General features: G+C 71.1%; 25 protein-coding genes and 1 other RNA gene. 9 read left to right on the top strand and 17 right to left on the bottom strand.

Going from position 1 to position 23933, the window contains the following annotated elements; genetic code table 11:
- The first annotated feature begins 63 nt into the window (after window positions 1-63).
- From hisN to crcB, 7 genes are all read left to right on the top strand, one after another.
- On the top strand, window positions 64-867 hold the full coding sequence (gene hisN / locus ABD784_RS00445; protein ID WP_344878378.1) for a histidinol-phosphatase: 804 nt from the start codon (window positions 64-66) through the stop codon (window positions 865-867).
- Between the two features lie 73 nt (window positions 868-940).
- Window positions 941-1975, top strand: a complete 1035-nt coding sequence (locus ABD784_RS00440; protein ID WP_344878375.1) for a metal ABC transporter solute-binding protein, Zn/Mn family — start codon at window positions 941-943, stop codon at window positions 1973-1975.
- The gene (locus ABD784_RS00435; protein ID WP_344878372.1) at window positions 1972-2772 is read left to right on the top strand and encodes a metal ABC transporter ATP-binding protein; all 801 of its coding nucleotides are present in this window, start codon (window positions 1972-1974) and stop codon (window positions 2770-2772) included. Before ABD784_RS00440 ends, ABD784_RS00435 begins: the two co-directional genes overlap by 4 nt.
- Complete coding sequence (locus tag ABD784_RS00430) at window positions 2769-3629, top strand: metal ABC transporter permease (protein ID WP_425582897.1); 861 nt, start codon at window positions 2769-2771, stop codon at window positions 3627-3629. Before ABD784_RS00435 ends, ABD784_RS00430 begins: the two co-directional genes overlap by 4 nt.
- On the top strand, window positions 3626-4333 hold the full coding sequence (locus ABD784_RS00425) for a metal-dependent transcriptional regulator (protein ID WP_344878369.1): 708 nt from the start codon (window positions 3626-3628) through the stop codon (window positions 4331-4333). The genes ABD784_RS00430 and ABD784_RS00425 overlap by 4 nt, the downstream gene beginning before the upstream one ends.
- A 7-nt stretch (window positions 4334-4340) precedes the next feature.
- Window positions 4341-4871, top strand: coding sequence for a fluoride efflux transporter FluC (locus ABD784_RS00420; protein WP_344878366.1), 531 nt, complete (start codon window positions 4341-4343; stop codon window positions 4869-4871).
- A complete protein-coding gene (crcB, locus tag ABD784_RS00415) occupies window positions 4868-5266 on the top strand; it encodes a fluoride efflux transporter CrcB (protein WP_344878363.1) in 399 nt (132 codons plus the stop codon). Before ABD784_RS00420 ends, crcB begins: the two co-directional genes overlap by 4 nt.
- Here the strand turns inward: crcB and ABD784_RS00410 are convergent.
- The 10 genes from ABD784_RS00410 to ABD784_RS00365 all read right to left on the bottom strand — a co-directional run bounded on the left by ABD784_RS00410 (window position 5263) and on the right by ABD784_RS00365 (window position 14174).
- The gene (locus tag ABD784_RS00410) at window positions 5263-5685 is read right to left on the bottom strand and encodes a DUF2568 domain-containing protein (RefSeq protein ID WP_344878360.1); all 423 of its coding nucleotides are present in this window, start codon (window positions 5683-5685) and stop codon (window positions 5263-5265) included. The genes crcB and ABD784_RS00410 overlap by 4 nt on opposite strands.
- Before the next feature lie 266 nt (window positions 5686-5951).
- Window positions 5952-6328: a transfer-messenger RNA gene (gene ssrA / locus ABD784_RS00405) on the bottom strand.
- A 199-nt stretch (window positions 6329-6527) separates the two neighbouring features.
- Window positions 6528-7019 carry an SsrA-binding protein SmpB gene (smpB, locus tag ABD784_RS00400; protein ID WP_344878357.1) on the bottom strand — a complete coding sequence of 164 codons (492 nt, stop codon included), beginning with the start codon at window positions 7017-7019 and terminating at the stop codon, window positions 6528-6530.
- Window positions 7020-7152: 133 nt separating this feature from the next.
- Window positions 7153-8646 carry a peptidoglycan DD-metalloendopeptidase family protein gene (locus ABD784_RS00395; protein ID WP_344878354.1) on the bottom strand — a complete coding sequence of 498 codons (1494 nt, stop codon included), beginning with the start codon at window positions 8644-8646 and terminating at the stop codon, window positions 7153-7155.
- A 78-nt stretch (window positions 8647-8724) separates the two neighbouring features.
- Window positions 8725-9639 carry a permease-like cell division protein FtsX gene (gene ftsX / locus ABD784_RS00390; protein WP_344878351.1) on the bottom strand — a complete coding sequence of 305 codons (915 nt, stop codon included), beginning with the start codon at window positions 9637-9639 and terminating at the stop codon, window positions 8725-8727.
- Window positions 9636-10433: a cell division ATP-binding protein FtsE gene (ftsE, locus tag ABD784_RS00385; RefSeq protein ID WP_344878348.1), complete on the bottom strand. Its 798-nt coding sequence runs from the start codon at window positions 10431-10433 to the stop codon at window positions 9636-9638. Before ftsE ends, ftsX begins: the two co-directional genes overlap by 4 nt.
- A 178-nt stretch (window positions 10434-10611) precedes the next feature.
- Window positions 10612-11244, bottom strand: coding sequence for a CoA transferase subunit B (locus tag ABD784_RS00380; protein ID WP_344878345.1), 633 nt, complete (start codon window positions 11242-11244; stop codon window positions 10612-10614).
- 1 nt (window position 11245) lies between these two features.
- A complete protein-coding gene (locus tag ABD784_RS00375) occupies window positions 11246-12028 on the bottom strand; it encodes a CoA transferase subunit A (protein WP_344878343.1) in 783 nt (260 codons plus the stop codon).
- 97 nt (window positions 12029-12125) lie between these two features.
- A complete protein-coding gene (prfB, locus tag ABD784_RS00370) occupies window positions 12126-13241 on the bottom strand; it encodes a peptide chain release factor 2 (RefSeq protein ID WP_344878340.1) in 1116 nt (371 codons plus the stop codon).
- Between the two features lie 96 nt (window positions 13242-13337).
- Window positions 13338-14174, bottom strand: a complete 837-nt coding sequence (locus ABD784_RS00365) for a hypothetical protein (RefSeq protein ID WP_344878337.1) — start codon at window positions 14172-14174, stop codon at window positions 13338-13340.
- Between the two features lie 75 nt (window positions 14175-14249).
- Here ABD784_RS00365 and ABD784_RS00360 point away from each other — a divergent pair, with 75 nt between their 5' ends.
- Complete coding sequence (locus tag ABD784_RS00360; protein ID WP_344878334.1) at window positions 14250-14828, top strand: TetR/AcrR family transcriptional regulator; 579 nt, start codon at window positions 14250-14252, stop codon at window positions 14826-14828.
- Between the two features lie 68 nt (window positions 14829-14896).
- On the opposite strand, the gene ABD784_RS00355 is transcribed toward ABD784_RS00360, so the two are convergent.
- The 7 genes from ABD784_RS00355 to ABD784_RS00325 form a co-directional block, all read right to left on the bottom strand.
- Window positions 14897-15376: a pilus assembly protein TadG-related protein gene (locus tag ABD784_RS00355; RefSeq protein ID WP_344878331.1), complete on the bottom strand. Its 480-nt coding sequence runs from the start codon at window positions 15374-15376 to the stop codon at window positions 14897-14899.
- Complete coding sequence (locus ABD784_RS00350) at window positions 15376-15861, bottom strand: hypothetical protein (RefSeq protein ID WP_344878328.1); 486 nt, start codon at window positions 15859-15861, stop codon at window positions 15376-15378. The genes ABD784_RS00355 and ABD784_RS00350 overlap by 1 nt, the downstream gene beginning before the upstream one ends.
- Window positions 15854-16201, bottom strand: coding sequence for a TadE/TadG family type IV pilus assembly protein (locus tag ABD784_RS00345; protein ID WP_344878325.1), 348 nt, complete (start codon window positions 16199-16201; stop codon window positions 15854-15856). The genes ABD784_RS00350 and ABD784_RS00345 overlap by 8 nt, the downstream gene beginning before the upstream one ends.
- A 215-nt stretch (window positions 16202-16416) precedes the next feature.
- Window positions 16417-16596 carry a hypothetical protein gene (locus tag ABD784_RS00340; protein ID WP_344881207.1) on the bottom strand — a complete coding sequence of 60 codons (180 nt, stop codon included), beginning with the start codon at window positions 16594-16596 and terminating at the stop codon, window positions 16417-16419.
- Window positions 16597-16738: 142 nt separating this feature from the next.
- Window positions 16739-17677 carry a type II secretion system F family protein gene (locus ABD784_RS00335; protein ID WP_344878322.1) on the bottom strand — a complete coding sequence of 313 codons (939 nt, stop codon included), beginning with the start codon at window positions 17675-17677 and terminating at the stop codon, window positions 16739-16741.
- A complete protein-coding gene (locus ABD784_RS00330) occupies window positions 17674-18528 on the bottom strand; it encodes a type II secretion system F family protein (protein ID WP_344878319.1) in 855 nt (284 codons plus the stop codon). The genes ABD784_RS00335 and ABD784_RS00330 overlap by 4 nt, the downstream gene beginning before the upstream one ends.
- Window positions 18525-19751 carry a CpaF family protein gene (locus ABD784_RS00325; protein ID WP_344878316.1) on the bottom strand — a complete coding sequence of 409 codons (1227 nt, stop codon included), beginning with the start codon at window positions 19749-19751 and terminating at the stop codon, window positions 18525-18527. The genes ABD784_RS00330 and ABD784_RS00325 overlap by 4 nt, the downstream gene beginning before the upstream one ends.
- A gap of 207 nt (window positions 19752-19958) precedes the next feature.
- Here ABD784_RS00325 and ABD784_RS00320 point away from each other — a divergent pair, with 207 nt between their 5' ends.
- Window positions 19959-23930, top strand: coding sequence for an FtsK/SpoIIIE domain-containing protein (locus ABD784_RS00320; RefSeq protein WP_344878313.1), 3972 nt, complete (start codon window positions 19959-19961; stop codon window positions 23928-23930).
- The last annotated feature ends 3 nt before the right edge of the window (window positions 23931-23933 follow it).

Raw genomic sequence — 23933 nt, 5'->3', positions numbered from 1 at the left:
AGCGCCGGTCCGCCCCGGTCATGCGGCGATCCGCCGCGACGGCGCTGCGGTAGGTTGGAATCCATGACCCGCGACGTGATGACGTACAACGACGACCTGCGCCTGGCCCATGTCATGGCCGACAACGTCGATTCGGTGACCATGGACCGCTTCAAGGCCCTCGACCTGGCGGTGGAGACCAAGCCGGACATGACGCCGGTGACGGACGCCGACCGCGCGGCGGAGGAGGCCATCCGCGGCCAGCTGCGCCGGTCCCGGCCCCGCGACGCCGTGGTCGGGGAGGAATTCGGGACCACCGGCCACGGTCCCCGCCGCTGGGTCATCGACCCGATCGACGGCACCAAGAACTTCGTGCGCGGCGTTCCCGTCTGGGCCACGCTGATCGCGCTGATGGACGAGGACGAGCCCGTGGTGGGCGTCGTCTCCGCGCCGGCGCTCGGCAAGCGCTGGTGGGCCGCCAAGGACATGGGCGCGTTCGCCGGCAAGTCCATGACGCGCGCCTCCCGCCTGCAGGTCTCCAGCGTCTCCCAGCTCTCGGACGCCTCCCTCTCCTACTCCAGCCTGACGGGCTGGAAGGAGCAGGATCGCCTCGACGGCATGCTCGCGCTGCACGACTCCGTCTGGCGCACCCGGGCCTACGGCGACTTCTGGTCCTACTGCCTCCTGGCGGAGGGCGCCGTGGACATCGCCACCGAGCCCGAGCTCGCCCTGCACGACATGGCCGCGCTCGTCCCGATCGTCCGCGAGGCCGGCGGACGCTTCACCTCGCTCGACGGGGCGGAGGGATGCTACGGCGGGAACGCCCTGGCCACGAACTCCCTCCTCCACGACGAGGTGCTCGAGGTCCTCGCCCGCCGGCAGGGCTAGCCGCTTCACGGCCGGGACACGGATTGCGTGCCGCCCGGCTGGGGTGCACTATGGAGCCATGACTTTTTTAGGCATGGCTAAACCGACGGCGGGCACCGCCCGTCCCGCCGCGCCGCCTCCCGCCACGCCGCCCGTGCGCCGGCGCACGGCCGTCCGCGCGGCCGTCCTGCCCCTGGCGATCGGCGCCGTGGCCGTGCTGGGCTCCTGCTCCGCCCCGGCCGCGGCGCCGCCCGTCCCCAGCGGCACCGCCTCCTCGGCTGCCGACGGATCCCGGGCGGACGGCCCGGCCGAGGACGGACCCGTCGTCCTGACGACCTTCAGCGTGCTCGCCTCGCTCGTCGAGGAGATCGCCGGCGACCGGGTGGAGGTCCTCTCGCTGACGAAGCCCGGAGTCGAGATCCACGGCTACGAGCCCACGCCGTCGGACCTCGTCCGCCTCTCGGAGGCGTCCATGGTGCTCGACAACGGCCTGGGCCTGGAGCGCTGGTTCGAGCAGTTCACCGAGACGCTCGATGCCGAGCGCGTGGTGCTCTCCGCCGGCGTCGAGCCGATCGACATCGCCCAGGGCGAGTACTCCGGGCGCCCCAACCCGCACGCCTGGATGGCCCCCTCGGCGGCCGCCCTGTACGCCGACAACGCGGCCGCGGCGCTCTCCCGGCTGAGCCCGGAGGACGCAGGCTACTTCCGCGCGAACGCGGAGCGCCTCAAGGAGGAACTGGACGCCCTCGTCGACGACGCCGCCGCCCGGCTGCCGGACGACGCCGCTCTCGTGACCTGCGAGGGGGCGTTCTCCTACCTCGCCCGGGATCTGGGGCTGCGCGAGCACTCGCTCTGGCCGGTGAACTCGGACGTCGAGGGGACGCCGCGGCAGATCGAGGCGCAGATCGAGTTCGTCCGCGCGAACGACGTCCCGGCGGTCTTCTGCGAGTCGACCGTGGACGACGGCGCACAGCGGCACGTCGCCGAGGCGACCGGCGCCGAGCTGGCCGGGCCGCTCTACGTCGACTCGATCTCGCCGCCGGACGGCCCCGTGCCGGACTTCGTCTCGCTCCTGCGCCACGATCTCGAACTCATCACGGATGCCTTGGGAACGGAGGCCCGACCATGACCACCGCCATCGAGGTGCAGGGCGTCAGCGTGCACTACGGAACGGTCCGGGCGCTCGACCGGGTCGACTTCGCGCTGGAGACCGGCGAGCTGTGCGGGCTGATCGGGGTGAACGGCAGCGGCAAGTCGACGCTCTTCAAGACGCTCATGGGGCTCGTCGCCCCCGCCGCCGGAAGCGTCGCCCTCTTCGGGCGGGGCCCGGCGGCGGCCCGCAGATCCGGGCTGATCACGTACGTCCCGCAGGCCGAGGACGTGGACTGGACGTTCCCGGTCAGCGTCCGCGACGTCGTCATGATGGGCCGCTACGGGCGCATGGGCCGCGCGCGCCGGCCTCGGGCCGACGATCGCGACGCCGTCGCCGACGCGCTCGTCCGGGTGGACCTCGCCGGTCTCGCGGACCGGCAGATCGGGCAGCTCTCCGGCGGACAGCGCAAGCGGGCGTTCGTGGCCCGCGGGATCGCGCAGGGCGCCGAGCTGCTACTTCTGGACGAACCGTTCGCCGGCGTCGACGCGGCATCGGAGCGGCTGATCATGGACGAGCTCCGCCGCCTCACCGGTGAGGGCCGGACCATCCTCATGTCCACCCACGATCTCGCGGGCGTGCCCGAGTACTGCTCCCGCGCCCTGCTGCTGCAGCAGCGCGTCGTCGCGTCGGGGGCTCCCGCCGACGTGCTCACCGAGGCGAACCTGGCGGAGGCGTTCAGCGGCCCCGTCCGTGCCGGCCGCTCCGACCGTGCCGGCCGCCCTGACCGGTCCGTCCACTCCGACCAGTCCGACCGACCGGAGGCCACAGCGTGATCGAGACCGTCCTCAACGCCCTCCTGGAGCCGTTCTCCTACGGCTTCATGACGCACGCCCTGCTCGCGGCGCTGGCCGCGGCACTCGTCTGCTCGGTGCTGTCCTGCTGGCTCGTCCTCATGGGCTGGTCCCTCATGGGCGATGCCATCTCCCACGCCGTGCTCCCCGGCGTCGCGCTCTCCTACCTGCTCGGCCTGCCCTTCGCCGTGGGGGCGCTCGCCTTCGGACTCGGCGCCGTCCTGCTGATCGGCGGGCTGCGCTCGACGACGAATCTCAAGGCGGACACCGCGATCGGCGTCGTCTTCACTACGCTCTTCGCCCTCGGCCTGGCGATCGTCTCCAAGACGCCCAGCGAGGTCGACCTCGGGCACATCCTGTTCGGCAACGTCTTAGGCACGAGCACGGCGGAGCTGGTGCAGGTGGGCGCGCTCGGGGTCCTGACCCTCGCGATCGTGCTGTACCTCCGCAAGGACCTGACGCTCATGGCCTTCGACCCCGTGCACGCGCATGCGATCGGCATCAACACCCGGGTCCTGCACTTCCTGCTCCTGGGGCTGCTGGCCCTGACCGTGGTGACGAGCCTGCAGGCCATGGGCATCATCCTGGTGGTGGCGATGCTCATCATCCCCGGCGCCACGGCCTTCCTGCTCACGCGCCGGTTCGGCCGGATGCTCGTGTGGGCCTCGGGGCTCGGCGTGGCCTCCGCCGTGGCGGGACTCTACGCCGCCTACTACTTCGACGTCTCGGCCAGCGCGGCGATTGTCCTGACCCAGGCGCTCGCGTTCGCGGTAGCGTATGTGGCAGCGCCCGAGCAGGGCGTGATCCCCCGTGCCCGTGCGAGAAGGACCGCCGTGTGAATCCAGCGCCTGTGAATCCAGCGCCCGAGAACCCCGCGCCCGATGCGCCGGCGGCCGGGGCTCCGGTGCCCGCCGGCGGCCCGCCCCGCCTCAGCCCGAGTGAGGAGAACTACCTCAAGGTCGTCTACGCGCTGCGCGAGTGGGCGCCGGCGGACGTCACCACGGGCCGGCTGGCCACGGCCCTCGGCGTGGCCCCGGCATCCGCGACCGCCATGGTGGGCAAGCTCGTCTCGCGCGGTTTCCTGGACCATCCGCCCTACGGGTCGGTCAACCTGACGGCGGCGGGACTCACGGCGGCGCTCTCCGTGGTACGCCGCCACCGCCTGATCGAGTCCTTCCTCGTCGAGCACCTCGGGTACTCGTGGGACGAGGTCCACGACGAGGCCGAGGTGCTCGAGCACACGGTCTCCCAGCGCTTCGTGGACCGGATCGATGCCCTGCTGGGCCATCCCGCAGCCGACCCGCACGGCGACCCCATCCCGACGTCCCAGGGCGAGCCCCGCCGGCAGGATGCGGAGCGACTGGACGCGGTACTGGACGGCCGCGCACTGGTGGTCAGGGTCAGCGACGCGAGCCCGGACGTCCTGCGCGCGTGCGCGGAGGCCGGCGCAGTGCCCGGCGCCACGTTGGAGGTGGCCCTGGCCCGCAGGACGCTGCCGGAGGAGGCAGTCGGCTCCATCTGGGTCCAGCGGGTGGAGGCGTGAGGCACCCGTGACCGTCCGGACGGACGCCCGCGCCCTGCTCGCGGTGGCAGTCGGGGGCTTCGCGGGCACGCTCGCGCGTCTCGGCCTGTCCGCGGCGTACGACGGCGCCGCGCACCTGCCCTGGGGGACGCTCGCGGCCAATGCATCGGGCTGTCTGCTGCTCGGCCTCCTCACCGGCTGGTGGCAGGTCACGGGGCGGATGGGCGAGCGGTGGCGGCTGGCGCTCGGCGGCGGCTTCCTCGGCTCGTTCACCACCTTCTCCGCGGTCGCCACGATGCTGCCCTGGGCAGCCTCCTCCTCGCTCCCCGGCACGGTGCTGCCCGGCGCCGCGTTCTCGGCTCCAGCCGCGTTGTCTCCGGTCGGTTCGCCGACGGCGCTGGCCTGGACGCTCGGGATGGCGCTGGTGTGCTGCCTCCTGGCCGGCGTCGGCCTGGCGCTCGGCAGCCGGTACGCGACGGGGAGTCCTCGCGTTGGCTCCGCTCCGGCCTCCCCGCCCTCCGCTTCTGGCGGCCGCGGCGAACCGGGGAGCACCCGATGAGTCCGGGGCTGGTGCTCGCGATCGGGCTCGGGGGCTCCGCCGGCGCGGTCCTGCGTGTCTGGCTGGACGGCCGCCTCGCTCCCCCGCATCCGTTCCGGATCCCACGCGGCACGCTGCTGGTCAACGTCCTCGGCTCACTGGTGCTCGGTGCGGCGATCGTCGCGACGGGCTCGACGGCACTGGACGAGTCCGCCCGGGCGGTGGTCGCGGCGGGTCTCTGCGGGGCGCTGAGCACCTACAGCTCGTTCGCGGTCGCCTCGGCGTCGCTGTGGCTGGACGGCCGCCGGGGCGCATCCCTGCTGAACGTCGCCCTGAACGTGCTGCTCGGCTGGCTGGGGGCTGCCGTCGGGATGGCGGGGTCTGCCTGGGCGCTCGCGTCCCTGGGGGCGGGTTAGCGGGCCGCCCGGCGCCCGCCGCCGCCGGACTTGCGGGCCCGGCGGCGCTCGCGGGCGGTGGCCCGGCGCGCGGCGAGGTCTGCGTCCTGGGCGGCGAAGCCGCGGCGGAGACGCCAGTTCAGGCCGGCGGAGAGCAGGACCAGCAGCACGAAGATCCAGCCGAGGGTGAGGTAGTCGAGGGCGATCAGCACGATGGCGCCCGCGAGGTAGAGGATGTGCGCCACGAGACCGCGGAGCGGCCAGAGGAGGCGCCACTTCGACTGGGCCGAGAGGAACAACGCCGTTACCACCAGCGCGGGGATGCCGGCGGCGAGGGTCGCGACGAGCGGACTCAGACCGGGCACATCGATGGCCCAGAGAATCACCGAGCAGACGAACGCGACCTCGAGCACGAAGGATGCTGCGTTGGCTGCCTTCACGGGGATTCGCCTCTCTGCCGGATGGGTGAGTGCACACCGCCTCGCCGGGGACTCCCAAGGGTTCCGAACCGGACGGCGGCCTGACCATTCTATGGCACACCATCGGCCCGGACGCATCCCCGGCCTGCACCGTCGGATCGCACTCCGACGTGGGCTTCCGTGGCCCTGCCGACACGAGAAGAGGAGGGCCTCCGAACCCGTAGGTTCGGAGGCCCTCCTCTCGACGACGGGCCGGGGCATCGATCACGATGCCCCGGCACATCACAGGGTGGAGATGGCGGGAATTGAACCCGCGTCCGATGTGGTGTTGCCTGGTCTTCTCCGGGCGCAGTTTGCTGTGGGTTTTCTCTGCCCCATGAGCCGTCACGCAAACAAGCGGCTCGTCATCCCTGGGCACAGTCGCTAAAAAGTCCCGGGTGCACCAGCGACGAGTGCACCCAGCAGTGGCTATCTAATCGACGCCAGATTCAGGGGCGATAGCAACCTCTGGCTGACGGACTGTCTGGCTGCTTAGGCAGCGAGAGCGAAGTCAGTGCGCTTAGATTCGGCACTTATTGTTTTGCAGAGGGCGTTTACGAGATAACTCTGCATCCTCGGCCCGCTTCTCCCGACGCGACTCACACCGTCGAAACCGATCATCCCCGTATTCTGTTGTCAACGACGGCGAACCGTCGGCGACCTCCGCGGCCGGAACCGCAGACATTCAGTGTAACGCCACCGCCACCGGTTTCATTCCCGGCCCCGACGGCGTCGGCGCGCCGCAAGGCGGCAACCATTAACGATAGGCCACCCGGCGGCACCTGTCGACCCGGGCGCTCCCCGCTCCGGGGACGCCGGGGCCATCAGGCGCTGCGCCGGTTCCGCTCGCGCATCGCCCGCAGCGCCTCGCGGTTGTCCTGCTTCTCCCGCAGGGTCTGCCGCTTGTCGAACTCGCGCTTGCCGCGGGCCACAGCGATCTCGATCTTGACCCGGCCGTCCTTGAAGTAGAGCTGCAACGGCACGATCGTGTTGCCGGCGTCGCCGAGCTGGCGCTGGATCTTGGTCAGCTCCTGCCGGTGCAGCAGCAGCTTGCGCCGGCGACGAGCGGTGTGGTTGGTCCAGGAGCCGTTGAGATACTCCGGGATGTAGATCTGCTCGATGTAGAGCTCGTCCCGGTAGAACTGCGCGAAACCGTCGACGAGCGAGGCCTTCCCCTCGCGGAGGGATTTCACCTCGGTCCCGGTCAGCACCATTCCGGCCTCGTAGGTGTCCAGCACCTCGAAGTCGTGGCGTGCCTTGCGGTTGCTCGCGATGACCCTGTTGCTGGGATCCTTGGCCTCCGTCTTCTTGCCCACGGAACCTCCCTTCGTCGTCGTACTCACCCCATGGCAGATCATCCATCCTACGGCAGGTCCCGCGACGGGAGCGGCCCGCGGCGGAATCCGCCGCGGACCGCTCCAGACCGCCGCAGCGGCCCCGCCGGGAGGCCTACAGGAGGCCGAGCGGGTTGACGGCCTTGCCGTTGAGGATGGTCTCGAAGTGCAGGTGGCACCCGGTGGAGTTGCCGGTGCTGCCGACGTAGCCGATGACCTGGCCGCGCTCGACGTTCTGGCCCTCGCTCACGGCCTGCGAGGCGAGGTGGTGGTAGTTGGTCGCGAGCGCATTGCCGCGGACCACGCCGTGGTTCAGCGTCACCTTGTTGCCGGAGCTGCCGCCCCAGCCGGAGAACCAGACCTCGCCGTCGGCTGCCGCGTAGACGGGCCGTCCGCAGGCTCCGCCGACGCCCCAGTCGAGCCCGGCGTGCATGTAGCCGCCGGCTCCGCCGTAGTCGATGGTGCCGGCGGGCGTGGGCCGCCAACCGAAGCCCGAGGTGATGTAGGCGCCGGCCGGGGCCGGGGACTGGAGGCCCCACGAGCTGGTGCTCGCGCTGGAGCCGCCTCCGCCGCCGCTGCTGCCACCGCTGCTGCTGGGCGATCCTCCGCCGGCCTCGTCGGCGGCCTTGCGGGCCTGGTCGGCCTCGCGCTGCTTGCGCTCCGCCTCCGCCTTGGCCGCAGCGTCGGCGCGGGCCCGGGCGCGCTCGGCGGCCTCGCGGGCCTCCTCCGCCTTGCGCTTCGCCTCGGCCTCGGCCTTGCGGCGGGCCTCCTCGGCCTCGCGGCGGAGTCGCTCCTGGCGCTCGGCGATGTCGGCCACGACCTGCTCGTGCTCGGCCTGGTGCGCCTGGATCTGCTCCTGGATCTGCGGCTTCTTCGCCTCGAGCTCCTCGCTCAGCGCGGCGGCCTTGCTGATCAGCGAGTCGACTTCGCGCTTCTGGGCCGCGGCCTCGTCGCGCGCCTGCTGCTCGCGGGCCAGCGCCGCGTCGGCCTCCGCCTTGAGGTCCTTGATCTCCTGTTCGACGGCGGCCAGGCGGGCCTCGGCGTTGCGCTCGGTGGCTGCCCGCTGGGTGAGATCGGTGAGGGCGGCGTTCTGGCTGCGGAGCGCCTGCCCGGCGAGGTCGAGGCCGTTGGCGAGGTTGCCGCCGTCCCCCGCGCCGAGGATGAGGCTGAGGTCCGTGGAGACGCCGCCGCGCTTGTAGGCGGAGGTGGCGATCTGGCCGATCATCTCGCGGGTCTCCGCGATCTTCGCCTCGTCCTCCTCCAGCTGGCGGTTCAGATCGTCGCGCGTCTGCTCGGAGGCGGCCACGCGCTGGGCGAGGGCCGCCACCTCGTTGCCGGCGGCCTGGACGCGTCCCTCGGCGTCCGCCAGCGCCTGCTGGGCGGCCGGCAGCTGGGACTGGTACTCCTGCAGTTTCGCGGCGGTCTCCTGGATATCCTCGTCGAGGAACTCCAGATCCGTCTGCAGGCCGTCGATCTGCTGCTCGATCTCCTGCTTCTTATCCTTGAGGTCATCGGCGCGCGCAGTCGCACCGAGACTCAGGACCAGCATCGCCGCGACGGCGCTGCTCAGAACGGCCCGAGGCCAGGTGCAGCTCATTCGCTGTGCCAAGAAGAATCCTTCCGGTCGGCGCCCCGCAGTTGCGGGGCACGCGTTGGTGGTGCAGGAGTTGTCACGGAATGACAACGATCAAACCTTAAGGTACCGCCTCAAAGTTAACATTGACGAGACCCCGGCCAGAACCACGCCGAGCGCGATGAGGCCCGGGGCGATGATCCAGACGTCCGAACTCGAGATGAAGGCGGTGTCCGGGTACTCCTTGGCCAGCCGCCCCTCGATGAAGAACTGGCCCACCGCCCACAGGGCCCCGGTGGCCAGGGCGGCGCCGATGAGGGCGGCGATGACGCCCTCCAGGATGAAGGGCAGTTGGATCACCAGCTTCGATGCGCCGACCAGCCGCATGATGCCGGTCTCGCGCCGGCGGCTGAACGCGGAGAGCCGGATCGTCGTGGCGATCAGCAGGACCGCGCAGACGATCATCACGCCCGCGATGCTCAGGGACACGAAGGAGGCCACGGTCATGATGGAGAAGATCTGCTCCAGCAGCTCGCGTTGGTCCACGACGACGTCGACGCCGGGCATCGAGGAGAACAGCTCGTTGATGACCTCGTACTTCTCCGGATCGACCAGGCGGATGCGGTAGGACTCCGGGAGCTGCTCGGCGGTCACGGTGTCGACGATCGGCGAGTTCTCGAACTGCTCGCGGAAGTGCGAGAGCGCCTGGTCCTTGGACTCGTAGACGTAGTTCTCGATGTACTGCGCGACCGCCGGCGAATCCATCATCGCCTCGATATCGGACCGTTGCTCGTCCGTGACCGCTCCCTCGGCGCACGTCTCGCTGCCGTAGTTCTCGCCGCAGAGGAAGATCGCGACCTGGACACGGTCGTACCAGTACCCCTTCATCTGGCCGATCTGCTGCTGGAGCATGGCGGCGCCGCCGACGAAGGTCAGCGAGACGAAGGTGACGAGGACGACCGAGATGACCATGGAGAGATTGCGGCGCAGACCGGTGCCGATCTCGCCCAGAATGAATGCGAGCCTCACAGCTCGTCCTCCTCGGTGTCGAAGGGGGCGATGGCCTGCCCGCCTGCCGCGGGGACGGTGCCCTTGGCCGGGCGCAGCTCGCGCGTGCCGTCCGCGTTGACGATCGGGATCATGGCCGTGTACTCGCCGGCGCTCTCGTCGCGGACGACGCTGCCGTTGTCGAGCTCGACGACGCGGCGGCGCATGCTGTTGACGATGTCGTCGTCGTGGGTCGCCATGACCACCGTGGTGCCGTTCTGGTTGATCCGGTCCAGGATGTTCATGATGCCGACGCTGGTGGCGGGGTCGAGGTTGCCCGTGGGCTCGTCGGCCAGGAGGATGCCCGGCTTGTTCACGATGGCGCGGGCGATGGCCACGCGCTGCTGCTCGCCGCCGGAGAGCTCGTGCGGCAGCCGCCGCTCCTTGCCCTCGAGGCCGACCAGCTTCAGCACCTCGGGCACGGTCTCCCGGATGGCGTGGCGCTTGCGGCCGATGACCTGCATGGCGAACGCGACGTTACCGAAGACGTCCTTGTTCGGGAGGAGCCGGAAGTCCTGGAAGACGACGCCGATGCCGCGCCGCAGCCGAGGCACGCGCCAGGACGGCACGGAGGCCACGTTCTTGCCGGCCACGTAGACGCTGCCGGAGGTCGCGCGGTCCTCGCGCAGGATGAGGCGCAGGAACGTCGACTTCCCGGACCCGGACGGGCCCACGAGGAAGGCGAAGTCGCCGCGGTCGATCTCGAGGTCGACGTCGTTGAGGGCGGGGCGCGACTTCTGGTCGTAGACCTTCGTGACGCTCTCGAATCGAATCATGTCGGTTCCGCCCGCGCAGACCACCGGTTTCGATCATGGGCGCGGGACTTTTGCTGGGAGAAGTGACAGCACCGGCACCTCGCACTCTAGCCTCCGGCGGCGGCGCGCCCCGGCAGGAACCCCTGCGTGTCGTTATGGGTCCGTGACCGTGCGCCCCGCCCGGTCGGCCCCCGCCCGGTCAGTCCGTCGCCAGGGGCGCGCCGGTCGCCGCGACGACGTCGTCGACGCTCACCCCCGGAGCCGTCTCGACGAGCTTCAGCCCGTCCTCGGTCACGTCGATCACCGCGAGGTCCGTGATGATCCGATCCACCACGCCACGGCCGGTGAGCGGGAGCGTGCACTCGGGGAGGATCTTCGGCGAACCGTCCTTGGCCACGTGCTCCATGAGCACGATGACGCGCGCGGCGCCGTGCACGAGGTCCATGGCGCCGCCCGGGCCCTTGACCATCTTCCCGGGGATCATCCAGTTGGCGAGGTCGCCCGCGACCGAGACCTGCATGGCCCCGAGGATGGCGGCGTCGATCTTGCCGCCGCGGATCATGGCGAAGCTGGTCGCCGAGTCGAAGAAGCTGGCCCCGGGCTTCACCGTGACGGTCTCCTTGCCGGCATTGATGAGATCCGGGTCGACGTCCTCCTCCCGCGGATACGGTCCGACCCCGAGGATGCCGTTCTCCGACTGGAGCACCACCGTCACGTCGTCGGGCACGTGGTTGGGCACGAGCGTGGGCAGTCCGATGCCGAGGTTGACGTAGTCGCCGTCGTGGAGCTCCCTCGCGGCGCGCTGCGCCATCTGATCGCGTGTCAGTCCCATTTCAGGCCTCTCCCTCCGTCGCGCGGACGGTCCGCTTCTCGATGCGCTTCTCGATGTCGGTGCCGACCTCGACGACGCGGTGGACGTAGACGCCCGGTAGATGGACCTGGTCGGGGTCGATCTCGCCCGGCTCGACGAGCTCCTCCACCTGGGCGATGCACACCCGTCCGGCCATGGCCGCCGGTGGGGCGAACTGCCGCGTGGCCTTGTTGAACACGAGGTTTCCGTGGCGGTCGCCGCGCAGCGCGTGCACCAGGGAGAAGTCGGTGACGATCGACTCCTCGAGCACGTACTCGTTCTCGACTCCCCCGGGCGCGAAGGTGCGCACGTCCTTCGGCGAGGAGCCCTGCACGACGTTCCCGTTGGCGTCGTACCGCTGGGGCAGCCCGCCCTCCGCGACGAGGGTGCCGACGCCGGTGCGGGTGAAGAAGGCGGCGATCCCGGCGCCGCCGGCGCGGAGCTTCTCCGCGAGCGTGCCCTGCGGCGTCAGCTCGAGCTCGAGCTCGCCCGAGAGATAGCGGCGGGCGAACTCCTTGTTCTCCCCGACGTACGACGACGTCATCTTCCGGATGCGTCCGGCCGCCAGGAGGATCCCCAGGCCCCAGCCGTCGACGCCGCAGTTGTTGGAGACCACGGAGAGGTCCGTGGCCCCGGACTCCAGCAGCGCCTCGATCAGCGCCATGGGGTTGCCGGAGAGCCCGAATCCGCCGACGGCGAGGGTGGCTCCGTCCGGGATGTCGGCGACCGCCTCGGCGGCGCTCCTGAAGGTCTTGTCGATGGCCATGGGTCCTCCCGCGACGGTCTCGGCGGCCGGTCCGGCCGCCCAGTCCCGATCCTAACCCGGGACGTGGCCCGGATCACAGGGAGGAGTTAATGTCCGCTTACTCGGCGTTGGTGCGCTGACCTGCACGCCAGCGGATGCCGGCGTCGATGAAGTCGTCGATCTCGCCGTCGAACACGGCGCCGGTGTTGCCGACCTCGTGGTCCGTGCGCAGATCCTTGACCATCTGGTAGGGGTTCAGCACGTAGGAGCGCATCTGGTCGCCCCAGGAGGCCTTGACGTCCCCGGCGAGCTCCTTCTTCTTCGCGTCCTGCTCCTGCTTCTTGACCAGGAGGAGCCGGGACTGCAGGACGCGCAGCGCCGCGGCGCGGTTCTGCAGCTGCGACTTCTCGTTCTGCATGGAGACCACGATCCCCGTGGGGATGTGCGTCAGACGCACGGCGGAGTCGGTGGTGTTCACGGACTGGCCGCCGGGTCCGGACGAACGGAAGACGTCCACCTTGATCTCGTTCTCGGGGATCTCGATCGAGTCCGTCTGCTCGATGAGCGGGATGACCTCCACGGCGGCGAAGGACGTCTGGCGGCGGCCCTGGTTGTCGAAGGGCGAGATGCGCACCAGCCGGTGCGTGCCGGCCTCCACCGACAGGGTCCCGAAGGCGTACGGCGCGTTGACCTCGAACGTGGCGGATTTCAGGCCCGCCTCCTCCGCGTAGGACGTGTCCATGACCGCGGTCTGGTAGCCCTTGCGCTCGGCCCAGCGCAGGTACATGCGCATCAGCATCTCGGCGAAGTCCGCGGCATCGACGCCGCCGGCGCCGGCGCGGATGGTGACGACGGCGGCGCGCTCGTCGTACTCGCCGGAGAGCAGGGTGACGACCTCGAGCTCGGAGAGCGCGCGCTTGAGCGCGGTGAGCTCGTTGCCCGCCTCGGCCAGCGTGTCGGCGTCGTCCTCCTCGGCGGCGAGCTGCACCATGACCTCGAGGTCGTCGATGCGGCTGCCGATCTCGCGGACGCGCTTGAGCTCGTGCTGGCGGTGGGAGAGCTCGGAGGTGATCTTCTGCGCGGCGGCGGGATCGTCCCAGAGGTCCGGCACGCCCGCCGCCTCGGAGAGGCGGGCGACGTCGGCCTCCAGCTTCTCGACGTCGATCACCTGCTCGACGTTGGCGTAGGTGGCGCGGAGCGCGCGGATCTCCTCGGAAAAATCAATTGAAGCCATGGTGACCCAAGCCTACGCGATCGAGCACCGGCCACGGCCGCCACGCCCCGCGAGGCCGCGCCGCCGGGGCATGCCGACTCGAGCGGGCCCCACGGGTCAGCCGGGCAGCGGCGTGCCAGGGGACGGCACGGAGGCCTCCCGGCTCCCGACCCGGTCCCGGGAGAGCCTGCCGGCCACCCCGAGCGTCGCCAGGCCCCACAACAGCCAGCTGCCGTAGACGACGGCGCCGAGGGCCGGCCCCTCGGCGGTCGCCGTCGTCAGCGTCGCGTTCACTCCGCAGGCCCCGAGGCCCACGAGCATCAGGCCCCCGGCGGCGGCCACCGGGCGCGCCCAGGCCGGCGCGGGTGCGTCCCACCACCGCAGGGCGACCACTGTGGCCGCTCCGCCGAGCAACGCGAGGGCGACCGGCACGGCGTAGGCCGCGTCGACCCGGTGGCTCACACCGTGCGGCGTGAGCCAGTCGAGCCCGAGGAGCCAGAGGGTCTTCAGCACCGGATAGGCCACGGCGGCGCACAGTCCGGCGAGGGCCACCCAGCGGGGTGTCCGCAGCGGGCGGCCACCCCCGCTCCGCAACGGATCGCAGAGCGCCCACGCCGCCCAGAGGGTGAGAGCGGCGCCGACGGAGCCGACGAGGGCCAGCCAGTCGACCGGCAGCGGGATCGCCCCCAGCACCCGCAGCGCATGGAAGACGCCCGCAATGGTCGGGGGCAGGAGGAAAACCGTCGCCGCCATGCACCAGAGCCTGCGGCGCCGGATCGCGGCCACGCACATCAAGGCGAGCAACGCGCCGACGAGCGGCGCCCACGCCGGCGAGATGCGGTCCGCGTAGGCCGCCTGGCCCTGAACCGCGAGGGCGAGCCCCGCCGCGGCCGTCGGCACAGCGCACAGGACGAGCACCCGCCCGCTCCAGCCAGTGAACAGTGATCGGCGCACAGCCGCCCTCCTTCATCGCGTTTATTGGAGACTACTCTCTAGAGGGGCCTCTCGCCAGAGGGCTAGCATGGAGGGATGCCGGCAGCGAAGTTCTCCCACGACGGGATCCTGGACGCGGCGGCGCGCGAGGCCCTGGAGCACGGGACGGACGTGAAGGTCGGTGCCGTCGCCCGCCGGCTCGGCGCGCCCAGTGGCTCCATCTACCACCGATTCCCTTCCCGGGACGAGCTCCTCGTGCAGCTGTGGCTGCGCAGCGTCCGCCGCTTCCACGAGCACTATCTCGCTGCCGGCGGCGACCCCGACCCGCAGCGCGCCCTGCTGGGGATGGCCGTCTCCGTCGCCAGTTTCACGCGCGAGCACCAGTCCGACGCCGCCGCCATGACGCTGTTCCGCCAGTCCCGTCTGGCGGAGACAGCGCCGGTGTCCTGCCGGGCGGAGGTGGAGCAGGTGAATGTCGACGTCCACCGCCGGCTGGCCGAACTCGCCGAGGCGCGCTATCCCCGGCGGACGCAGCGGCACGAGACGCTGGTCCGGATGGCTGCGATCGAGGGGCCCTACGGGCTGGTCCGGCCCTACGTCCGCGGATCCGTTCCGGAGTGGCTGGACGAGGTCGTCGAGGCCAGTTCGCGCGGCATCCTGGCTCTCGGGGACTGAGCTCTCGGGGACTGAGCCAGGCGGCCGGCACTTCGTCGCCTGCACCCCGCCGCTACGCACCGGGATCGCTACTGCCGCATGGCCGTGCGGGCGTCGCCCGAGGCGTGGATGGGTATGCGCCAGGGGGTGATCCACCCGACGATGGGCGGTCGTACGGTGGCGGTCAGGCGGACATAGGCAGTCGTCCCGTCGGCCGAGGCACGCGCCGACTCCAAGCGGAGGCCCGTGAACCGCCCCTCGGCACGGATCGTGCCGAGGAAGGCGGACGAGCGCGCCCTCACGGTGCCGTCGGAGAGACCGACGCTCAATCCTTCGGAGGTGGTGGTGGCCCCGTTGGCGGCGGCGTCCGCTGTGCTGTCGGCGACCGACTGCAGTCGACGGGCCTCGAGGTTGACCGACGTCGCAGCCAGCATGGCGGAGAGGGCCAGCAGGGCGATCATGACGTATCCGATGATGAGCACGGTCGTCTGCCCGTCCTCGCCCTCGCCCGGGCGACTCGTGTCGGCGACGAGCCTGCGCCAGACGGGCGCAGCGTGATCGCAGCGCATCACAGGGTCCCGAAGACGCGTGTCGACTCGGCGCTGACGGACCCCACCGACGCCTCGACCCCGGCCGGCAGCAGCGGCAACGGGACGGGGACATGGACAGTGACCGTCACGGCCCCATCGCGGCTCATGCACCCACCATGGCACCGGTAGGTCATCTCGGCCTCGTTCGTGCCGAGCTCCATGTTCGCCACGGCCCGCTGGACGGCGTCGCCCGCTCTGGCGGCTCCGCTCGGCTCGTCGGGTGCGACCGCGAAGACCTGGGCGCCGTGATCCGCGGCGGCCACCGCGGCATAGCTTGCAGCCTGCAACTGGCTCGCGGCCAGGACGAGGTAGACGAGCGGCACGAGCAGGAGCACGCCCAGCATCGTGAACTCGACGATGGCGGATCCGGCGTCGTCGCGCCAGACGATCCGAGGCCCCGGATTCGTCCTCCTGCCGGTCGGACGGCACACCCGGGCGGGCCCCACGAGGGTGTCGTCAGTCATAGCGCAGTGCCTCCGCATCGATGCTCATGCGTCCAGCCACCGGCAGGAAGCCGATCAGCGGTACGTGGGTCTCCACCGTGATGCTCAATCCTTCCAATCCGCCGCGGCTGATGCCCCGTGCCGCCACGTCCTCGGCGAAGACGGGGGACAGCGATTCGCCGATGATCGCCCGGGTCCGAGCGGCCCCGTCGGCGGGACTCCGATCGGCCAGCGCGCCGTAACGGGCACCGGCCGCCGCGGCGTCCATGATCGTGTTCCGCACGTGGAGCACGAGGGTCAGCTGCAGCACGGAGAGGAAGACCGCCGTCAGGAGCGCGACCACCATGACGAATTCGGCCATGGCGGCCCCACGCTCACCGACTGTGCTCTCGTCGGTGCAAGGGAACTCGTCCGCGGGTCCGCCAGCGGCCGGCGGGGAGGCCGAGGCCGGGGACCTGCGGATACCGCAGTTCACCCCTGGTCGTCTCTTCCTCATCGGCCCCTCCGGTCCTGTTCCTGTAGAGTCCCACGCGCGTACGCTGCGATGCAGGGCAGCGTACGCGCGTCCAGCCGCGGTCAGCCCAGGCCGGACACGCGGTCGATGGCCTGCTGGAACAGGGCGCTCAGGCGGGGACCGGCGATCGCCAGCAGCGCGGCGACCAGGACGGCGGACATAAGGGTGATCATCACCCAGCCCGGCACGTCGCCGCGCTCGTCCCGGCGCACGCGCTCCGCCAGCAGCAGGATCGCGCTCATCGTGGCCAACAGGATGCGGTGGCCGATTTCCATTCTCATTCCAGGATTCTTCCTCATGCGTTTCTCCTTGTGATTGGACGGTGCGAGTTCGAGTCGCCGGTGGAGGCGGGACGGTCCGGGTAGGACGGTTCGGGTGGATGATTCACAGGTTCAGGTCGATCAGCGAGAGCCCGGGGAAGACAGCGAAGGCGACCGTCAAGGGGAGGACCCCGAAGACGACGGGCACCAGCATGCCGATCTCCTTCTTGCCCGCCGTTTCCATCAATTCGCGCTTGGCCGCGTCCCGGACGTCCTGTGCCTGGGCCCGCACGACGTCCGCTATGGGGGTGCCTCGCTCGATGGCCACGGTGAGCGCGTCGACGAAGCGGCCCATGGCGGCGAGCTCGACCCGCCGCGACATCGCCCGCAGAGCGAAGGCGAGCGTCTGCCCGGACCGCAACCCAGCGAGCGTGCGCTGGAACTCGTCGGCGAGGTCGCCCTCGGCAGTACGGGCGATGCGTTCGATCGCGCCCGTCGTGCTCTCTCCCGCCGCCACCGCCAGCGCGAAGAGCTCGGCGATGGCGGGGAACTGGCTCAGGATGCGACGCCGGCGGCGCTGCACCTGTTCTCTGAGGAACCATTCCCGGAGGGCGTAGCCCCCGACCGTTCCGGCGAGGATCAGGAGGCCGACGACGAACCAGTTGATGGTACTCAGTCCGGCGGCGACGAGGGACCAGACGACGGTGACGGTGAAGCCGCCGGCCGCCCAGATGAGCTGCGAGGCCCGGAACTCCGTCGGCGTCAGCTGCAGTCCCGCCTGCGCGAGCCGGTGCTCGAGATTGCGCCCGACGGGATTGATCCGGTTCACCCAGGCCAGCAGATCCCTGAACAGGGGGGCGAAGATCGTCCCGAGCGACCCGAAGGCGGCGTCCTCGCCGACGTGCTCGAGCAGCCGGGAGCCAGGGCGGCCGGTGCGTAGCTGCGGTGCGACTCGATCGGCGAAACTCGTCGCGCGCATGGCGGGACTGCGGATGACGATCAGCCATGCTCCGAAGCCGAGGGCGAAGCCGGTCACGATGGCCCCCGCGGTCAGGGCGCTCACTTGATCACCCGCTCTTCCTGCGGGAGGGTCCCGATCCGCAGCATCGCCCAGTAGCAGACCGCGGAGACGACGAGGCCCCCGACGAGGACAAGGGCCCCGGTGACCGTGGAATAGGCCGCGACCGCCTGTGGCTGCATCGCCAGCAGCAGCAGGATGACCCATGGAGCAGCAACGGCGAGGCGCGCAGCATTGACGGTCCAGGATTGGCGGGCCTCCAGCTCTCCGCGGGTCCGGGCGCTCTCGCGCAGGAACGTGCTCAGGGTTTGGAGCATGACGCCGAGGTCCGAGCCGCCGACCTCGCGCGTGATGCGCAAGGCCTCGACGATCTTGTCCGCGACCGGGTCCGCGAGTCGATCGCGGAGCCTCTGGATGGAGTCGTCGAAGCGTCCGGTGGCGCGGTAGTCGAGGGCGAACTCGCGGAAGTGCCCTCTGAGCTCGTCCGGTCCCTGGGAGGAAAGCTGGGAGAGGGCGTCGGGCAGGGGCAGACCGGCTCGGATCGCAGATCGCAGGTGGTCGACGACGTCCGGCCACAGTTCACGAAGGTCATTCGTCCGCTTGTTCGCTCGCCACCGCAGTACCGCAGTCGGTGCCAGTGATCCGAAGAGCCCGAAGACGGCGGCAATCACCGGCGAGGTCGTGAGGATCAGCACCACGAGGCCGACCAGGACAGCGCAGGCCGACGAGGCAGCATAGTAGCCATTGACGGTGAGGCCCCGGACTCCTGAGCGGAGGATCAGCCGTTCGATCCGACTCGTCCGCCTTAGGGTGCGGGGTCTGACCCGACGCGTCCAGAACGCTTGCCAGACGAGGAGCAGGCCCAGCCCCAGGACGGCTCCGAGCAGCAGGCTCATGGGACCGCCGCCAGGAGGTCGGCCGCCTGGACACCGTGTCGGTCGAACTTGTCGTGCTCCAGGTCGGCCGTCTCGTTCACGACCAGGGCCCCGCCGTGGCGGCCGAAGACTTGCGAGGTCTCGATGACCCCGCTCTCGACGCGACGACCGAGCTTGACGATCTCGGAGACCTGCCGGTGTCCGGCGGCGGTTCGCTCGCAGTGGACGACCAGGTCGATGCTGGACGCCACCGTGGGGACCACGAACTGGGCGGAGATGTTCTCGCCGGCGAGGAGCGGCAGGGTGCAGATCTTGGTGATCGCATCGCGCGCACTGTTGGCGTGCAACGAGGCCATGGCGGGGATGCCGGCGTTCATGGCGATCAGCATGTCGAGCGACTCGGCCTCCCGGACCTCTCCGACGATGACTCGGTCCGGGCGCATCCGCAGCGCCTCCTTGACCAGACGACGCATCGAGATCTCCCCGCCGCCTTCCAGGTTGGCCTGCCGGCACTGCATCGAGACCACATCGCGGCGCTTCACCTGCAGCTCGAAGATCTCCTCGATGGTGATGACCCGCTCGCGGTTGCCGATGGCGGAGGCGAGGCAGTTGAGCATCGTCGTCTTGCCCGCCTGGGTCGCCCCCGAGACGAGGACGTTCATGCCGCTGGAGACGGCGGCCTGGAGGTACCGGGCCGCCTGCGAGGTGAGGGAGCCGAGGTCGACGAGCTGTTCAAGCCGCTGCGCGCGGGCGATGAACTTCCGGATATTGACGGACCAGTGCTCCCGGGTGATGTCGGGGATGACGACGTGGAGTCGGGAGCCGTCCGGCAGCTGCGCGTCGACGAACGGCGACGAGAGGTCGAGCCGGCGTCCCGACGGCTTGAGCATGCGCTCGACGAGTACCTTGACCTCCTCGGCCTCCAAGCGAATCGACGTCAGCTCGCTGACACCGCCGCGGGCGCAGAAGACCTGGGTCGGCCCGTTGATCCAGATCTCCTCCACGTCAGGGTCATCCAGGAGCGGCTGGAGCGGCCCGAACCCGGCGACGGCGTCGAAGACCTCCCGAAACGCCTCGTCCAGCGTGGTCAGTCGAGGCAGTCCACCGCGGATCGAGCGCTGATCGTAGTCGCGGACAGCTTCGCGGACCAGCCGTCGGACCTCGTTGGGCTCGCGGGCCGGGTCGAAGCCGCGGGCCCGGATGACCTCGCGTACCTCTTCCTCGACGATCTTGACGCCGTTCACATGTCGCCCTTTCGCCGGCCCTCGTGGGATAGGTCTCATCCGTTGACTATCCGACCTTAGCCACGCCTCCATAGGACGACCAACCGGGCATGACCGATGTGGATAAGTGTTTCCCGGTCCACAACGGCGGCTCGACGAGCGGGCTCCGAGCCTCCCCCGCCCTAGGTTGAGAGTGCTTTGAGGTCCTCGAAACGAAAGGGATACCCGATGCTCGCCCATGTCACCGTGGCGGGGTGCACCGACGAGGGCGCGAGCTCGGTGCACCACTTCCGCGTCGAAGCCGCCGAAGCGCCGACGGGACGGATGCTCGCCGAGGCGCTCCGCGACCGCGGCTTGCGTTACGCGCTCTACGCGGGCGCCCTCCCCCTCGACGAGCTCCCCTCGCTCGACTCGGACGCGCCCCTGCTGCTCACTCCCTTTCCCCGGAGCCGCGAGGAAACCCATCGACCGCCCTCGCTCTGGCTCGTCACCCGAACGGGGCCGGACAGTGGCCGGGCGGCCCCGCTCTCACGGGGCGTCTACCGGATCGGGCGTGGCACGGGCGATTTTCCCGTGCTGGACCCGGCGATCTCCCGGGAGGGGGCGACGCTCGATGTCAGTCTGTCCGGCATCGTGCTCACCAGCGGCCACGGGGCCGAGTCGCCCGTCCGGCTCGGACAGGGCTTCCAGCTCGGTGCCACCGACCTCTCTGTGCTGGCGCCGCCCGAGCCCCGCGGTCCGTCCTCGGGTGTCTGGCCCCCTCCGGCCGAGGAGCTCGGCGAGGGGGCCGGCAAGTCTCGTCCCTGGCTGATGCTGACCACAGCGGCCGCGCCCGTCGCGATCGCCGTCGTCCTCGCCGTCGCACTGGGGTCGTGGTATTTTCTCGCCTTCAGCGCTCTGGGACTGCTCACCGGCGGCATACCCGCCGTCGCGGAGATCCGTCGGCGACGCCGACTCAGGACGAGCCTCGAGTCTGCGGCGACCCGTCGGGTCGAGGACTTGGAGGTGGCGTGCCCGCCTCTCGGCGACCTCGTCCTCGGAGTGCTGGCCGCGCGCAGGCCGACGCACCGCGTCGTCCCGGGGGCCGAATCTCCATCCGGGCTGTCGCAGGCGACGCCCCTGCGGTCGGTCGGCGAGCGCCCGGCGCACCCGCTGCCCGTCCGTCTCGGTACGGGTCCTGTCGCTCCCGTGGTCCGGTTCCGCGAGGGGCGCGAGCCCCGTGCGCTGCCGACGGCGCCGGGGCCGGTGGTCCTGGAACTCGCCCCCGGCAGCTGCGGCGCGCTCCCCGCGGCCGTCGGCAATGCGGTGGTGGTGCGTCTGCTCGACTTGGCAGCCCGTGGCGACGTGGCACTCGGCGTCTCCCCTGGCTGTGCGCTCCCGGTCGAGCTCGAGTTCGTGCCCGGTGTCCAGTGCGGCAGGCCGTCGGCGGACGCAGCAGTGCCGGGCGGAGCAGTGCCCGGCCGAGCGGTGCCGGGGGTGTGGCTGGTTCCGGAGTCCGAGCACGCCGCCGCGGCCGCGGCTGTCGCCGACTGGTCCCCGGGATCGTCACGCGCCGGCGGCACGGCCCCACCGGCCGTGGTGGTGTACGACGGCGTGGCGCGCCCGAATGACACCTGGCGGCTCGGCGCGTGGCCGCCGGGCACGCCCGCGTCCGCGGATCCGTCGGCGCGGGGAACCCGCTTCGCGGGCCCGCGGACGCCGGGGCCGACGGGGAGTAGGTCGCAGGAGCACTGGCTGGAGCTCGACGGCGAGCGACATCGCCTGCGTCTCGATGGCGCGCACGCGACGACGGTCCGCCGCTTCGCCGCCGCACTGGCACATTCGTCGCCCCGCGGGTCCCGCAGCGCCACGCTTCCGGACTCAGCGCTCTGGTATCCGTCTGAGTCGCGCTGGGCCGCCTCCTCGATCAGCGCGCTCCGCTTCGCACTGGGACAGGACGCGGCGGGAGCGCTGGATGTCGATCTCGTGACGGACGGCCCCCACCTCCTCGTCGCCGGCACAACCGGCTCCGGGAAGTCGGAGCTGCTCCGGACGATTATCGCCTCCCTCATCCACCGCTACGCGCCGGACGAACTGGCGCTGGTCCTCGTCGATTTCAAGGGCGGTGCGACTCTTGGCGCTTTCGCAGGCGAGCCGCATGCCCATGGCCTGGTGACCGACCTCAACGAGGAGTCCGCGGCCCGGTTCCTGCGCAGCCTGCGCCACGAACTGCGCCGACGCGAACGGATCCTCGGCCGGTTGGGCGTGCCGGGCTACAGCGCCGCGAGGACGACGACCTCGGGGCCGCCGCGCGCCGAGGATTTCCTCCCGCGTCTGCTGGTCGTCGTCGACGAGTTCCGCGTCCTGGCCGACGAGATTCCGGACGCGCTGCCCGAGCTGCTGCGCATCGCCGCCGTCGGCCGCTCGCTCGGCGTCCACCTGGTGCTGGCCACGCAGCGTCCCCAGGGTGTCGTCACTGCCGAGATGCGCGCCAACATCAACACGACCGTCTGCCTGCGCGTCCTGGGTGACTTCGATGCGCAGGACCTCGTGGGAACGACGGGGCCGGCCCGACTGCCCGGCGACCGCCCGGGGCGCGGATTCCTGCGGCGCAGCGGCCAGGACGCCTCCGAGTTTCAGGCAGCCCGCCTCTCCGACGGCGTCCTCGACTGGACGCTGACCGAACTGGGCTCGACCATCGGTGCGGCGGGTGCCTCCTCCGCCCACCGCGGGACGCGGCCTTGCCCGCAGGACTCGATCGGCGAGCCGCAGCCAGGGACCGAGCGGACCGTCCCACCCCTCTTCTCGCCGGAGCTGCCCCTGCGGCTCGACCCCGCCGACCTGCGGCGGGACGGCGACGGGGTGCCGATCGCTCTGCTCGACGACATCGCGCATCTGCGCCATCGTCCGCTGAACTGGTCGGCCGGCATGCGCCGGCTCGCGGTCGTGGGCGGCCCCCAATCCGGCGCCCAGCCGATGCTGGGGCACCTCATCGATCAGTCGGCCCGCCTCCGAGCCGAGCACCACGCCTACGTCCTGGACGGCTCCGGCACGATGACGCAGGGGCTGGAGGACCTCCCCCGCGTCTCCGGATGGGCCAGCGCGACCGATCCGCAGCGACTGGCCGAGGTCCTCGATGTGCTCGACGAGGCGCGCTTCGCGGCGCCGACGCTGATCGTCGTCCTGTCCCTCGCGGGGTGGTCCTCTGCTCTCGCGGCCCAGGACTTCGCCCGCCTCGAGGAGACGCTCGCGCGACTCGCGCGGTCGGCCGAGACGCGGAACATCAGCGTGATCGTCTCCGGAGATCGTGACCTGACCTCGTCGCGCTTCTTCGCGCTCGCAGAGCACCGACTCCTCTGCCCCACCGGCCTGGGGCGCGAGACCACCATGATGTGGCCTCGGACCGTGCCCGTGCGCTCCCATCCCGGCCGGTGCGTCTACATCGGACCGGACACCCCAGGCGACGGCATCGCCGCGCAGATGGTGTCGCCGCACTACGAGGGCTCCGAGCCGGGGCAGATCGGGCACCCGGAGCGCACTCCGATGCCCGCTCCGGATCGAGGGGCACCTCGAGCCTCCCTCGCACAATCCCGTGCGGTGCCGCTCCCGGCACGCGCGGCGCGCCCCCGAGACACCCTGCACACCCGTAGCAGCGCAGGGGATCCCCCAAGGGCGCCGGTCAGTGGTCTGCCGCTCGGCCTGCGCTCGCCGGATGGAGCCCCCTGGGTGTGGTCGCCCGGGCGGCTCGGCGTCGTGCTGGGCCCGGCCCGAAGCGGCAAGAGCACCCTGCTCCGGGCCGTGGGAGCACTGATCGCCGAGCGTCGGCCAGACCTGGACGTACTGCACTGCTCCGGTGGGGGCGATGCCCTGCCGCGCACCGGCCGGCCAGGGGTGGCGCCGTACGACGAACGACGGCCCGACCTGGTGCTGATCGACGACGCGACGCAGCTCGACCCGCAGGCGAGGCTGCACATCGAACAGTGGTTCGACGCCGGGTCCGCAGTGGTGATGACGGCTCGCACGGGGCCGCAGCTCCACACCGGCCTTCCCCTGGCGCACCACGCCCGGCAGTCGCCGGACGGCGTGCTCCTCTGCCCTCGTTCTCCCCGTGACGGAGAGTTCTGGAACTGGAGGATCACGGCCACGGGAGAGACGCGGCCCGGCCGTGGGCTGGTCCTCGTCGACGGCCGGCTCCGCAGCGTCCAGGCCTTCTCCGACTGACCG

Origin of the sequence: Zhihengliuella alba (genome assembly GCF_039538765.1) — a bacterium.
Taxonomy (GTDB): domain Bacteria; phylum Actinomycetota; class Actinomycetes; order Actinomycetales; family Micrococcaceae; genus Zhihengliuella; species Zhihengliuella alba.
The sequence above is the reverse complement of the archived record's forward strand: the minus strand, read 5'-3'. Positions and strand labels throughout refer to the sequence as shown.